A 13299-nucleotide genomic window follows, 5' to 3' on the forward strand; every position below is an offset into this window, starting at 1 on the left:
AATTGGTCGTTTAGTAAAATTAAGTAAAATTTTAGTAAATAATGTAACCGATTACAGAGTGATTAAGTTTTCTAAACTAGTTTCATGCTCAAGGTACCGAAATAGTAATCCTTCGCGAAGACCACTATCACTAAATTGAATTTGTTGAATTTGCTGCTGGCGGACAATACTCATTAATGGTAATAAACCCCCAACAATAACATCAGCCCGTTCTTTATTAACACCACGAATTCCAGCCCGTTCACTTCGCGAGCTTCTTAATAGTTGCTGCATAATTGCGAATGCCTCATCAGGACTCATTGTTAACCCATGGACTGGTGCAACCCGGCTTGAATTAACTGCTTGTTGCCAACGAAAGATCTTCGCTAATGCTCGGTTGCAACCGCCTAGTGCAACTAGTTCACCATGGCGAATTCGATTTAACCATAATTCCTTACTTAGGACCTGATCTACCTTTACAATTGCGTTAAACAAGTTAGCAGCACTAATTTGATCGCCAAGTTCATACCGTTGTGAAAGTAAAACTGAACCGAGCGGGATACTTACTACTTCCTCAGCCTGACCATCATTAACCAGGATAATCTCCATACTAGCACCACCAGTATCTAAAATGGCACCATTCTTAAGAGCTAGAGTATGACTAACCCCGATATAATCAAGGTAAGCTTCTTGTTCACCAGAAATCACGTGAATTACAAAGCCAGTTTTTTTCTGCACTTGCTGTAAAAAATCACTTTGATTCTGTGCCTGACGAACCGCTGCTGTCGCCACAGCAAGGATTTTCAGATGCTTATACTGATCACAAATCTGGCGAAATTCGGTAAGAGCTCTTAGCGTTCGTTTAATTGGTTCCGGTTTTAAAATCTTTTCTGGTCCCATCTCTGACGAAAGACGAACATATCGTTTCTCGTACTGCTTTGTCTGGTACGAACCATCAAGGTTAATCTGATCAATCTTTAAGCGGACTGAGTTAGAACCAAGATCGATGATTGCTAAGTATTGAGAATCCTTACTCATGATGTTCACCCTTTCGTGAATCAAGGTGGAGACTTGGAACGTGGCGACTTAACGTTTCAAAGACATTTGAAAAATGACGTTTCGATTTTTCCTGACGTTTCGTTTGCTTGCTTTCAACATTTGCCCGTTGAACAAAGAATTCTTGGGCATTAAATGGCTCTTCACCATGATTATCAATTCGTTCATAGTGATCGCCAACAAGGATCCGGGCTTTGACGTTATCCTTCCACATATCGTCAAGAATTGAAATTGCCTTGGCCTTTGTATCTGCTTGTTCTACCGGATAAAGTTCCTCAACCCGCCGATTAAGGTTTCGGGTCATCATATCAGCACTTGAAAGGTAAATTTCTTCATTACCGTTACCTTCAAAGTAGTAAATCCGGGAGTGTTCAAGGAACCGACCAACAATTGAGTGAACCTCAATATTCCCGTGCAGTTCCGGTAAATCATTCCGCAAACAGGTAATTCCCCGAATAATCAGCTGAATCTTAACTCCCTTAGATGCTGCTTCATACAAGTGAGCAATAATTTGTTTATCCGAAAGTGAATTCATCTTCATTCGAATTAAGGTTGGATTGCCACTCTCAGCAATTTTAATCTGCTGATCAATCTTCTGGTTAATAAAGTTCCGAATCCCGTTTGGCGAAACCCGAATCTTATTGAAGTATGGTGGTCGAGCAAATCCAGATAACATGTTAAAGAGGTTTGTCATATCCATCCCAATTTCCTGATCACAGGTAAGAAGCCCCATGTCAGTGTAGAAATGAGCAGTCACATCATTATAGTTTCCGGTCCCAAGGTGCATGTAACGACGAAGGCCATCTTCATCCCGCCGAATAACCAGGGCAACCTTACAGTGTGTTTTAAGACCGACAAGTCCGTAAATTACGTGACAGCCCATTTGCTCTAGTCGTTGAGCCCACCGAACGTTGTTTTGTTCATCAAACCGGGCCTTAACTTCTACCAGAACAGTTACTTGTTTTCCTCGTTGGGCAGCCATCCCTAAATACTTAATAATCGGTGAATTCCCAGATACCCGGTAAAGGGTCATCTTGATCGCAAGAACCTCTGGATCAAGGGCAGCCTGGTGAATAAAGTTAACTACCGATTGGAAACTATCATACGGGTGCTGCATTAAATAGTCATGCTTCCGGATAGCAGCAAAAATATTGTGTTCCATGTCTAAAGCAGGATTTTGGTAAGCGTGGAATGGTGGGAAACGGAGATCGTCATGCCCATCAACCATCCCCAAAAGCTTCTTCAAGAAGGTTAAATCTACTGGACCATTTACCCGGTAAATTGAACGCTCATTCACGTGCAGGTTGTCAATCAACTGATCCTCTAGCCACTCATCAATTGAATTTTCTACCTCAAGCCGCATTACCTCACCATGTTCCCGTTCACGTAACTGATGCTTAACGGCTCGTAACAGGTCAGAAGTATCTTCTTCTGCCACATCTAAGTCCATATCCCGCATTACTCGGTAAGTTGCTGAAGCTAAAATTTGATAACCAGGAAATAGCTGACCAAGGAATCGTTTAATCACTTCATCAATTAAAATAAAGTTATTCTCTCCCGGCAAACGAACAAGTCGCTTATAAATAGACGGAACACGAACAGTCGCAAACTTAATATCCGATTCTCGACTATCATCGTGAGGTTCAAGCTGGCGACTCTTAACTTCCTGATCGCCTTCAAGGATTTCTTGTTCCTGAACGGCTTTCTTTTGCTTTGGATCCCGCCGTAATTGAATGGCAATGTTAAGTGAATTGTTAGCAATAAACGGGAATGGTCGTGATGTATCGTCAGCCATCGGTGTTAATACTGGCATTAGTTCATCGCTAAAGTACCGCCGAATAAATTCCTTTTGCCGATCATCTAAATCAGCTAACTGCATAATCTTAATATGGTGTTGTTTTAGGTCAGGAATAATTTGCTTGTTATAGACTTCATAACGTTCCTTTACCATCTCATGTTCTTTTTTATTAACAGCCGTCAACTGTTCCTCAGGTGTCATTCCTGATGCATCCGTCGTTGTTACATTAGCAGCTGCCAATTTATGAAGTGACGCAACCCGTACCATAAAGAATTCATCGACATTACTTTGGGTAATTCCCAAGAAGTTTGCCCGTTCAAGAAGCGGGTTACTAGTATCTGTTGCTTCTTGAAGAACCCGACCATTAAAATCGATCCAACTAAGTTCCCGGTTAACGTAATTTTGTGGTTTATAAAATTCCTTGTACATTTTACCGCCCCTCTTTTTCCTTCAACACCGGTTTAATACCAAAGACATCACCAAATAGTTGCGACTTCTGGCTAAATGACCAGCTTTCTAGCACTAGATCATCTGAGCTAGTCGCTTTGATAATTAAGCGGCCATTTTTCAGTTTCAACTGAATTCGACTAATCTTCTGCTGCCGTGAATCATCTAAGGAATCAACTAACCTTAAGATTGCTGCTAATTTAGCAACCGGCATTTGAATATCTTCATCCAGGTGACGATAGTGTGACTGGTTGATAGTTGGACTTTCCGTACTGTGATAACGGGCAACCTCGGCAATAATCAGGTTGTCTTCATCTGAAAGCCCAATCATCGGGTTAGCCTCCAAAATATATGCCGAATGGCGATAGTGACCTTGCTGATTTATAAAATTCCCAATATCATCAACTTTAGTTGCCACTTCCAACAACAACCGATAATGATTACTTAACCGATGAATTGGCCGTAATTCGTCAAAAAATTGAAGCGCATATTTCTTCACAAAGTCTGCATGAGCAAAATCAATTCCGTACCGTTTAGCAATATTATCAGCAGATGTCCGAATCATATTATTTACGGTAGCTTGAGAAACGTCATTATCTGTTGCAATCCCGTTTGCAATCCCATCCATAATTGAAAGGTTAGTAACGTAAAGGCTTGACGGGTTAATCAATTCTGACATTCGAGCAATTACCAAATAGTTCGGTAAAATATATTCATCTTGCGCCTCCGCTAGATCAATATCATTGTTGTACATATACCGATCTTGAGGAATCAGTAGGTGATTAAACGTTTCCCGAAACTTTTTCCGGTCAATTTCGCCAATTTTTTGGTGTTTCTCTACATAACGTTTTGCCAACGAAGGTGCATTCTGGACAATCATCGTTGTCTTCTGCTGTTGTGTTAGCTCAGGTGCTAAGTAACCAAGCTTACTACCGATATAATCCTGAATAATTTCTGTCGGATTGGTCGTTGTTTGTCGTAGCTGGTTAACTAAGCGATGGATTTGAGCACCACCAAGATCAATTTCCCATGAAGTTTCAAAGTTGCCATGGTGGAAAAATGCCAATGTTGAGCTATCTAAACCAATACTCAAAATATACAAACAGTGTTTACTTAGCCTCTTAAATTCTGGTAACTGATCAACAATATAACTCATTGACTGGGCCATTAACTGATTATTATTCAGCCACTCAATCTTCAGCCCAGTACGAACCTTTAGCTGGTCCGCAACATAACTAGCAGTAACGCTATCCATATCTTCATAAGCACCGTAGAACCTAATATTATCAACTTGATAATCACTGATCAGTTCCTTAAATCCTTCTATATTATCGGTAATTGCCGCCATATTTTTTCGATAATTAGCGGTTTTATCATCTTCACCGATATCAAATAACCCTGAACGGACGTCATTAATTACCTTAAGGCTTGGGAGCTCAATAATCCGTAAGAAAATCTGGTCCGGTTGTAAATAAATTACTGCCGTCAACGAATTTTTCATTCTAATCACCCCTCAATGTTTTTCCACTTTAAGTCTACCATTAATGAACAAAAAGAGAGTGCTAAAAAGGGTTCAGAAAAAAACAAAATGTCTTTTCTGAACCCTTTTTAGTACAGTAGTTTTTGAACATCTTCAATTCGATAATTTTTTAACTCAACCAGCTAAACTCAGCCCTCGTACAAAGGGTACCGTTATTTTTAATCTGGTGAAGACTAGTATGCGAATCTACCATCATGAACTCACTAGTAATGTCGTGGTCGGCACGAACTTCTTGCTGATATTGAATTGAAAAGGACTTTAACTGATGAGTCGTTAAAAATTCTTCACCAAGCGGATCCAAGAGCCAATCAAAGTAACGAGCATTATTGACATGGTGATTAGCATCTAAGTCAAAGTAGCGAACATGGTATTGTTTCCCTGATAAGGTTGCGTCTTCTGGGATTTGCTTAGGTCGCTGCCCGCGTGGCACCCGTTTAACTTGTGGTGCCTGGTAAGCTGCAATTACCTTTTCAGGAATCTGCTCCATCTTTCGACTAGTTAAATTCATAAATACTAGTAACGCTTTTACATGGGCATATTCTTTTTGACCATCCTTATCACGAACCCAAAACTCACGGGTAGCAAAAAAACGGTTATACCCTGTTGCTCGTGTCCCCAGAATAACAGTGTCACCACTTCTCAAAGATTGAAGATCAAGCTCCCCTTCAAAATTCACAAAGACCCACGAACCACCTGTCGATTGAACGACTTCCCGATTTAATCCTAGTTTGTTGCTTTGTTCATCTGCAACAACAGAGAGCATACTCATTACCATACTCAAAGTAGGGTGATCTAATTCATCACACTCATAATAAGTTAGTTGATGCGGAATTTCATATTCTTGTGCTGATTGTTTTAATTCCATTTTTACTCCTAAATATTATGGTACTGCTTATAGAGTTCCTGACGGTTTAGCTTATTTTTCTTAGCAACTAGTTTAATCGCCTCATTAGTAGACAATCCCTCACTGATTGCCTGATCAATTTGTTCAACCGGGGTACCAGTTTCTTCTTCCTCTTCTTCATCAGGATGAGAATTTCCCGCAACTAACACAACGTATTCCCCTCGTGGCTGGTGTTCATCATAAAAAGCAATTATCTCAGCTAAACTTCCCCGACTAAACTCCTCATACCGTTTAGTCAATTCACGAGCTAAAACTGCCTGCCGATCGTCACCAAAAACTTCAGCCATCACTTTAAGAGTTTTTTTCAAGCGATGAGGTGCTTCATAGAAGATCATGGTCTCTGAACGATTCCGCAATTGTTCTAATTCCTGAACTTGTTGCTGGTGCTTCCGTTCAAGAAAACCATAAAAGTAAAACGGCTGGGGAACGAGACCAGAGGCAATTAATGCTGTCAAACCAGCGTTAGCACCGGGTAATGGAACAACCGGGATTCCCTCTTTTACTGCTGCCGCAACTAATTCTTTTCCGGGATCAGAAATTGATGGCATCCCCGCATCACTACATTGAGCAATCGTAATTCCGGCTTTTAATTTACCAATTAATTCTGGAATTCGTTGTTCCGTATTATGTTCGTGGAAACTAATCTCAGGCGTGTGAATATCAAAGTGATTTAATAATTGTTGAGTATGCCGCGTATCCTCAGCTGCAATCAGGTCTGCTTCCGTTAGCACTTTAACTGCTCGAAATGTCATATCGTCTAAGTTGCCGATCGGTGTTGGTACAAGGTATAACGTTCCCGAATTCTGATTTTGAAAGCTACTAACCTGTTGCATTTTCCTCTCCCTACTTAATTGTTGGCTGATCATGACCGAAAATCGTATCTAAACAAAAAGTACACGATTCATTCTGTTCAAGCCGCTTTCCAAAGTATTCACTGCAAACATGAAAGCCTTGCTGGTACAACTTTTTTAAATTTTCCCGTGAACCGGAAAGATGATCATCATGCTTTGGCTGATGCATCTTCTTTAACATCGTTCGTAAATGGTCATTTTCAATTGAAAGTTCAGCATTAGTTTCCATTAATTCTGTCACCTGGGCCTGGAGCTGTTCCATATTAGCAACTAGGTCATGCGTTTGCTTAGTTACCTGAGCGAAGCGATCATAAATATTACTTGGATTACTATGTTCACTCATTGTGATTATCCTCCTATGCCGAAAGTGCTTGGGCAATTTTGATGGTTAACTGTTCCGTAACGTTCTGAAATGCCATGTTTTGATCCAAAAGATGTCGACTAGCCAATGTTTCCTGACTAATTTCCAACAATGTCTGTACAGAATATTGTTGAGCAGTTGTAGTTAGGAGTTCTTGATCCTGTAAAAAGTGCAGATCCTCTTCAGCAGTCATTCCGTTGGCAATCAATAACGTATCTCGCCAAATCAATGCCATGAGATCGAGAATCAACTGCTGCTTTTGGCGATCAGTTGCTAGCTTAACGATCTCTGTTTGAACATCAACGAAGCCTAGCATGTTTGCATTACTGATGTGCCGATACCACAGCGAGATTGCTGCAATCGCCTGCTTTAACCAGTCATCTTTTCGCCATTCCAGAATCTCGCTTACAGAGTCGGTTAACCCAATAGCAACGCTTCGTTCTGTTCGTGGAATTTCTTGCTTAGCTAATGCTTTTTCAAGTTCAGCCCGCGCTAAAGGACGCAACTCAATCACTTGTGTCCGTGAACGAATTGTTGGTAACACGGCACTCTTATTAGTGGTTAACATCAAAATGTAAATTCCTGGGCTCGGTTCTTCAATAAATTTTAACAAGCTATTGGCAGCATTATTCGTCATCTTTTCGGCATCATGAATAACAAAGAGCTTTTTATTGCCCTCAACAGCACTTTTGGTAAATTCATCCTTTAAGTGACGGATCTCATCAACCTTAATTTGCCGTCCTTCTGGTTTAGCAACGACCACATCAGGATGGTTGCCGCTTAAAATTCGCTGACATTCAGGACAGGTAAGATCAGGCTCACCATTTTGTAAATGAAGACAGAAAAGGCGTAGCGCTAACCACATGGCCAATTGACTTTTTCCTGAGCCGGTTGGACCAACAAAGAGGTACGCATGCGCTAATTCATGATTTTTTATTACCGTTTGCAATTGCTTAACAATTAAAGGCTGCAAACGCTCTGCCTGCAATTGGTCAGCCACTTCTTTTCACCTACTCAACTAAAACTTATGGAACTGTTCTACTGGCATTACAAAGACAGTTGCTCCGCCAATTTGAACATTAACCGGAAAGGCAGAACCACCTTCAACATCCATGTGCATTTGCGACGTAACATATTGTTCACGAGATTTAGCGTTCTTCTTAATAATATCAAGAACGTCTTGAACGCGCTCATCTTCAATTCCAATCAAAAACGTTGCGTTTCCTTCACGAAGAAAGCCACCGGTTGTAGAAAGTTGAGTCATCTGGATATGGTTGTTGGCAAATGCCTTCCGAAGCCGATTACTGTCCTTGGATTGAACAATCGCAATTATCATTTTCATAATAAATCACCTTTCTTTAAATGCCACTAACTTAAAATAAATCGTTAAACTTTGCGTGAATCGTTTGTTTAACATCGCTAATTACTTTAGGCAGTGACTGACTAGCATCAATCAACTTAATTCTTTCTGGATTTTCTCGTTGAAGACGAAGAAATGCTTCACGAACAGTTTTATGGAAACTTAACTGTTCTTCGTCTAACCGGTTAACTTGGTCAGCTCGGTGTTTAGCAATTCGCTGCAACCCCAACTTTGACTCAACATCCAAATAAATAGTTAAATCAGGCAGCAGCCCGTCAATTGCGTACTGGTTAATTTGCCAAATTTTCTGCTCACCAAGGTGGCGGCCAGCTCCCTGATAAGCAATTGAACTATCGACATAACGATCACAAAGAATTACTTTACCTGCCTTTAAGGCTGGCAAAATCTCTGAAACGATGTGCTGACGACGGGCAGCCGCGAATAATAGCGCCTCCGTCCGGCCATCCATATCAGTGTTATGCTCGTCAAATAAAACTCGGCGAATTTGCTCAGAAATATGGTTGCCTCCAGGTTCACGCGTATACATTACCCGTTCTTTACCAAGCTGTTGCTCTAACTCAGTTTGAATTGCGGCAATTACACTTGTTTTCCCAGCACCATCTGGTCCTTCAAATGAAATAAATTTTCCTACCATTAATCCTCTTCCTAACGATCGATTACGCTCTGGTTTAGTTCACCATGTACTTTAAATTTGCGTGCAATTCGGTAAAGGTACAAATATTTTTGTTCTTGCAAGCGACTTCGATAATGAAGTTCCGTACTTGCATTTGCCTCGTAAACGGCCCGCTCTGTTTCCTTTGCGTGATCCCAACTTGCCTTTGTTTCATAAATTAAATTCAGTAGTCGCTGGTCACGCTCTTGCTTTACCTCTTCTTGATTCCGATGATGAAAAAGCATTTGTTACATCTCCGTTCGTCCTTGAACAGCCTTAAACAGGGTTACTTCATCCGCATAGTCGATATCAGCCCCGACAGAAAGTCCATGGGCTAACCGCGTAACTTTGATTCCGGCAGGTTTAATTAATTTTGCAAGGTAACTAGCAGTTAACTCGCCATCCGACGAAGCGTTAGTTGCAATAATCACTTCTTTTATCTCATCGTCCTTTTTCAGACGATCTAATAGGCTAGTAATATTAATATCTTCCGGGCCAGTCCCTGCAACGGGTGAGATTACACCATTTAAGACGTGGTACAAGCCATGGTACTCATGCATTCGTTCCATTGCCATAACATCCTGTGATTGCTCAACCACAAGAATTTGTGAACGATCACGAGTCTTATCTTGGCAAATTGGGCAAGGATCGTCTTCCGTAATGTTGCCACAAATACTACAACTATGGAGATCACGCTTAGCTGATAATAATGATTTAGCAAAGTTTGTAACGTCATCACCTTGCATCGTCAGTGTATAAAAAGCTAGCCGGGTAGCCGTCTTTTGACCGATACCCGGTAGTTTTGTGTAGCTTTCAATTAGCTTTGCTAGCGGTTCAGGATACTGCACTCTTACATCCCCAAGCCACGAGTGTACTTACCCAAGGTACTTTGGGTAGCATCGTTGACCTTCTTCATTCCATCATTAACGGCTGCCAGCACAAGATCTGAAAGCATATCAATATCATCTGGATCAACAGCTTCTGGCTTAATTTCCAGATTAACTAACTTATTATCGCCAGTAAAGGTTGCGGTTACCATGCCATCTGGTGCTTGGCCAACGAATTGTTGCTTAGCAAGTTCTTCGTGTTCAGCCATCATTTTCTTTTGCATTTCTTTAGCTTGTTTTACCATTTGTTGCATGTTCATACCGTTCATCATAATTTATCATTCCCCTTTAATTATTTTCTACCTTAACAATATCACTACCGAACAGCTCTTGGGCAGTCGTAACCAAATCTTTTTGCTCGTCTGCCTTTGGTTGTGGTTCTTGAACCGCTGCCGGCGCAGTTGAAACCGGCTCCTCTGCTGGCGCTTCAGCACTTGCTGTCGTGAGTTGCGGGTTATCACCAGTAGAACGAGAAGCCCCTTTTCCTAAGCCATGACTTTGAATATACTCTTTCCGTATTTGCGGCCACTGATCCTTAGGGACAAACACAACTCTTCGCTGATCACCACTCAGGCGTTGCAGTCCATCTTCCATCGCTTGAATTAAAGCTTGATCATCAGTTGCCTGCTGAAAAAGGAATGCATAGTCAAATGCCACGATAATCCCATCCGGGCTGGCAGCCACAGGTTGAGAAACGTGTAGGAGAGAGCGCTGAGGGACGCTAAGCATATTAAGCATATCTCCCCAGAGTTCCTTCATTTTAGCAAGATCCTGACGCGTAGCAGCCCCAAGAACCGGATAAATCTGGTGCAAATTGACCCGATTACTTCGTGATTTAACACGTGGCTGCCCTTTAACTGCTTTAGAAGAACTTTTAGCAACCGGCTTAACAGTTGGGGCTTCTTGTTGCTGAAGCTCTTTAACAGTTTGCTGCAGGGCTTGAATCTGCGCTTGAAGTTTATTAACTTCCGCTTGATTTGCCTCTTGATTAGCTTGGGTTGGCTTTGACACGCTAGCAACAGGCTGATCTGCTTCCGGCTGGGATAACTTAACGGTTAAAACCTCTAAATAGACATCCGGATGGGTCGTAAATCTCATTTCCATCTGAATATTATTTAGATCATCAATCATTCGGTATAACGTTGTTGACGAAGCTGCTTTACTTAGTTCCGTAAAGTCCTCATCTTTTAACCCCGTGCTCTCAACCTTTATCAAATCAGGCGATTCTTGATACAAAAGGACATCTCGAATAAATGAGATTAAATCTTCAATAAATCGCTGACCATCTTTCCCCTCACCAAGGATTTGCTTCATTGTCTCTAACGCAGAAGCACTTTGGTTTTGGCAAACCTCCAAGAAATACTTCTTTAAAAGTTGTTTAGTAACACTCCCCGTTACTAAAAGGGCGTCATCAAGCTTAACCTGATTATCGCTAAAGGAAAGAACTTGATCCAGAATACTTAATGCATCCCGCATCCCACCTTCTGCAGCATTTGCGATTACCCATAATGCCTTTTCATCATACTCCACCTTTTTCTGATCCAAAATGTACTTCATGCGTTCAAATGAATCAGTAGCTGAAATACGACGGAAATCAAACCGCTGAACCCGAGAAATAATTGTAAGCGGGATCTTATGCGGCTCAGTTGTTGCCAAAATAAAGATTACATTGGCAGGTGGTTCTTCCAACGTCTTAAGCAAAGCATTAAACGCCCCTGTTGAAAGCATGTGAACTTCATCAATAATGTAAACTTTATAGTCCGCTTGCGTTGGTGCATACTTCGCCTTATCACGAATATCACGAATCTCCTCCACACCGTTATTCGATGCAGCATCAATTTCAATAACATCATTTAATTGGCCGTTAGTAATTGCTTTACAAGTATCACACTCATTACATGGCTCACCATCTTGAGAATGATGACAATTAACAGCCTTGGCGAAAATCTTAGCCGCAGAAGTCTTCCCAGTCCCCCGTGGCCCAGCGAAGAGGTAGGCATGACTAATTTGGTGAGTAATAATGGCGTTTTTGAGTGTCCGGGTAACAACTTGTTGACCAACCATATCGTCAAACCGTTGTGGACGCCATACACGATATAATGCCTGGTAACTCATTAATCAGCTTCCTTTCCGTAATTTTAATGCTGCTTAATATTATACTAGCTTTTATCAAAAGAAAAATCATTTGAACTGAATTTAAGACAAATAAAATTTTCAATTATAAAATTAAAGAGGCCAGGAAATAGAATCCCAGCCTCACGGTTAATTTCTTAAAAAACTTAGAGCACAAGATACATCAAACTTAGTGCTGCTTCCTTCCGGACCTGACACGGTTCGTAAGCATACCCTTGCTCTAAGGCCTTACGGCAAATATCATCATACAACATTTTATTTAGAATTACTAGTCTTTTTCTTTTTTCGGGCAAGTTTGCGTTTTTTTCTCACTGTCCGAAAAAAATCCTTTAACATTTGACTACACTGTTCACCAAGAACACCAGCGGTCACATAAACCTGATGATTCAATCGCTCATCACCAAGCAAATGATACAAACTATCGACCGTTCCTGCTTTAGGATCAGTCGCCCCGTAAAAAACATTTCTGATTCGCGCATTTACAATTGCTCCGCTACACATCATGCACGGCTCAAGAGTAACATATAGGTCACAATCTTCAAGACGCCAACTATGAAGGTAGGAACAAGCTTCCATAATTGCTAGCATTTCTGCATGATAAGTCACGTCCTGAAATTTTTCCCGCATGTTATGACCACGACCTATAATCTTACCTTGATAGGTCACTACCGCACCAATGGGAACCTCGTTTAACAACGCTGCTTTTTTTGCTTCAGTAATGGCCGCTCGCATAAACTTTGCTTGTTCTTCTCGGGGAACTGTTACTCTTTCCCTCATCGTAAAAATTCTCCTTTAATTCATGTTAAATTTCTCTTTTCAGTGTATAATATTAATTTGTTGATCAATCTATCATTTATCAAGAAATAAATCAAAAAGTTTCACATACATAATTGCCCACCTCATGTGCTATATATTGTGTTTCACCATTTAAAGTCACACAATATATAGCACTTTTTCATTGATTTTTTACATAAGATCGCTATACTAGAAAACATCAAATAAGACGAGTGAGGGGATCAAAATGGTTACTGTGTTTTCCAAAAATAACTGCATCCAATGCAAAATGACGAAGAAATTTTTAAAAGCCCACAACATTAATTTCGTTGAACATAATATTGATGAACAACCAGAATTCATTAACAGTTTAAAGTCAGAAGGCTTCATGGCAACTCCAGTCGTTAAATTGCCAAATGGTAATGCCTTTTCTGGTTTCCGTCCTGACGAATTAAATAAATTAACTCAAGCTATTTAATCTAATCGCAAGGACTATTCAAAATTCATCAACCTATACCGAAATTTGATGATTTTAG

15 protein-coding genes and 1 other RNA gene are annotated in these 13299 nt (G+C 40.7%); 1 reads left to right on the forward strand and 15 read right to left on the reverse strand.

The window, feature by feature from the left end:
* Positions 1-51: 51 nt before the first annotated feature.
* The 15 genes from PRK60_RS07240 to tadA form a co-directional block, all read right to left on the reverse strand.
* The gene (locus PRK60_RS07240) at positions 52-1017 is read right to left on the reverse strand and encodes a Ppx/GppA family phosphatase (RefSeq protein WP_102168646.1); all 966 of its coding nucleotides are present in this window, start codon (positions 1015-1017) and stop codon (positions 52-54) included.
* Positions 1010-3262 carry an RNA degradosome polyphosphate kinase gene (locus PRK60_RS07245; RefSeq protein ID WP_273645874.1) on the reverse strand — a complete coding sequence of 751 codons (2253 nt, stop codon included), beginning with the start codon at positions 3260-3262 and terminating at the stop codon, positions 1010-1012. The genes PRK60_RS07240 and PRK60_RS07245 overlap by 8 nt, the downstream gene beginning before the upstream one ends.
* A 1-nt stretch (position 3263) precedes the next feature.
* Entirely contained in the window at positions 3264-4781 is a 1518-nt protein-coding gene (locus PRK60_RS07250; protein ID WP_102168644.1) for an exopolyphosphatase, read from the reverse strand.
* 148 nt (positions 4782-4929) lie between these two features.
* On the reverse strand, positions 4930-5685 hold the full coding sequence (locus PRK60_RS07255) for an acyl-[acyl-carrier-protein] thioesterase (protein WP_102168643.1): 756 nt from the start codon (positions 5683-5685) through the stop codon (positions 4930-4932).
* 8 nt (positions 5686-5693) lie between these two features.
* Positions 5694-6557, reverse strand: coding sequence for a 16S rRNA (cytidine(1402)-2'-O)-methyltransferase (gene rsmI, locus PRK60_RS07260; protein ID WP_102168642.1), 864 nt, complete (start codon positions 6555-6557; stop codon positions 5694-5696).
* Positions 6558-6567: 10 nt separating this feature from the next.
* Positions 6568-6918, reverse strand: coding sequence for a DNA replication initiation control protein YabA (locus tag PRK60_RS07265; RefSeq protein WP_273645875.1), 351 nt, complete (start codon positions 6916-6918; stop codon positions 6568-6570).
* A gap of 13 nt (positions 6919-6931) precedes the next feature.
* Positions 6932-7936: a DNA polymerase III subunit delta' gene (gene holB, locus PRK60_RS07270; protein WP_102168640.1), complete on the reverse strand. Its 1005-nt coding sequence runs from the start codon at positions 7934-7936 to the stop codon at positions 6932-6934.
* A gap of 18 nt (positions 7937-7954) precedes the next feature.
* Entirely contained in the window at positions 7955-8278 is a 324-nt protein-coding gene (locus PRK60_RS07275; protein ID WP_102168639.1) for a cyclic-di-AMP receptor, read from the reverse strand.
* Positions 8279-8309: 31 nt separating this feature from the next.
* Positions 8310-8951 (reverse strand): dTMP kinase, encoded by a 642-nt coding sequence (tmk, locus tag PRK60_RS07280; RefSeq protein ID WP_102168638.1) that lies wholly within the window; start codon positions 8949-8951, stop codon positions 8310-8312.
* A gap of 11 nt (positions 8952-8962) precedes the next feature.
* A complete protein-coding gene (locus PRK60_RS07285; protein ID WP_102168637.1) occupies positions 8963-9214 on the reverse strand; it encodes a YaaL family protein in 252 nt (83 codons plus the stop codon).
* 3 nt (positions 9215-9217) lie between these two features.
* Complete coding sequence (recR, locus tag PRK60_RS07290) at positions 9218-9817, reverse strand: recombination mediator RecR (protein WP_003717549.1); 600 nt, start codon at positions 9815-9817, stop codon at positions 9218-9220.
* A 2-nt stretch (positions 9818-9819) separates the two neighbouring features.
* Positions 9820-10128 carry a YbaB/EbfC family nucleoid-associated protein gene (locus PRK60_RS07295; protein WP_003717548.1) on the reverse strand — a complete coding sequence of 103 codons (309 nt, stop codon included), beginning with the start codon at positions 10126-10128 and terminating at the stop codon, positions 9820-9822.
* 16 nt (positions 10129-10144) lie between these two features.
* Positions 10145-11971 carry a DNA polymerase III subunit gamma/tau gene (gene dnaX / locus PRK60_RS07300; RefSeq protein ID WP_102168636.1) on the reverse strand — a complete coding sequence of 609 codons (1827 nt, stop codon included), beginning with the start codon at positions 11969-11971 and terminating at the stop codon, positions 10145-10147.
* A 153-nt stretch (positions 11972-12124) separates the two neighbouring features.
* An RNA gene (gene ffs / locus PRK60_RS07305) (signal recognition particle sRNA small type) lies at positions 12125-12222 on the reverse strand.
* Between the two features lie 22 nt (positions 12223-12244).
* Positions 12245-12766 carry a tRNA adenosine(34) deaminase TadA gene (gene tadA / locus PRK60_RS07310; protein ID WP_273645876.1) on the reverse strand — a complete coding sequence of 174 codons (522 nt, stop codon included), beginning with the start codon at positions 12764-12766 and terminating at the stop codon, positions 12245-12247.
* Positions 12767-13010: 244 nt separating this feature from the next.
* Between tadA and nrdH the strand changes: the two genes are divergently transcribed.
* Positions 13011-13241, forward strand: coding sequence for a glutaredoxin-like protein NrdH (gene nrdH / locus PRK60_RS07315; protein WP_003717545.1), 231 nt, complete (start codon positions 13011-13013; stop codon positions 13239-13241).
* Positions 13242-13299 lie beyond the last annotated feature (58 nt).

Origin of the sequence: Limosilactobacillus portuensis (genome assembly GCF_028607025.1) — a bacterium.
In the GTDB taxonomy this organism is placed as follows: domain Bacteria; phylum Bacillota; class Bacilli; order Lactobacillales; family Lactobacillaceae; genus Limosilactobacillus; species Limosilactobacillus portuensis.

Coding starts and splice junctions, on each gene's coding strand:
- PRK60_RS07240 (WP_102168646.1), bottom strand. CDS start 1,017: ATGAGTAAGGATTCTCAATACTTAGCAATCATCGATCTTGGTTCTAAC.
- PRK60_RS07245 (WP_273645874.1), bottom strand. CDS start 3,262: ATGTACAAGGAATTTTATAAACCACAAAATTACGTTAACCGGGAACTT.
- PRK60_RS07250 (WP_102168644.1), bottom strand. CDS start 4,781: ATGAAAAATTCGTTGACGGCAGTAATTTATTTACAACCGGACCAGATT.
- PRK60_RS07255 (WP_102168643.1), bottom strand. CDS start 5,685: ATGGAATTAAAACAATCAGCACAAGAATATGAAATTCCGCATCAACTA.
- rsmI (WP_102168642.1), bottom strand. CDS start 6,557: ATGCAACAGGTTAGTAGCTTTCAAAATCAGAATTCGGGAACGTTATAC.
- PRK60_RS07265 (WP_273645875.1), bottom strand. CDS start 6,918: ATGAGTGAACATAGTAATCCAAGTAATATTTATGATCGCTTCGCTCAG.
- PRK60_RS07275 (WP_102168639.1), bottom strand. CDS start 8,278: ATGAAAATGATAATTGCGATTGTTCAATCCAAGGACAGTAATCGGCTT.
- tmk (WP_102168638.1), bottom strand. CDS start 8,951: ATGGTAGGAAAATTTATTTCATTTGAAGGACCAGATGGTGCTGGGAAA.
- PRK60_RS07285 (WP_102168637.1), bottom strand. CDS start 9,214: ATGCTTTTTCATCATCGGAATCAAGAAGAGGTAAAGCAAGAGCGTGAC.
- PRK60_RS07295 (WP_003717548.1), bottom strand. CDS start 10,128: ATGATGAACGGTATGAACATGCAACAAATGGTAAAACAAGCTAAAGAA.
- dnaX (WP_102168636.1), bottom strand. CDS start 11,971: ATGAGTTACCAGGCATTATATCGTGTATGGCGTCCACAACGGTTTGAC.
- tadA (WP_273645876.1), bottom strand. CDS start 12,766: ATGAGGGAAAGAGTAACAGTTCCCCGAGAAGAACAAGCAAAGTTTATG.
- nrdH (WP_003717545.1), top strand. CDS start 13,011: ATGGTTACTGTGTTTTCCAAAAATAACTGCATCCAATGCAAAATGACG.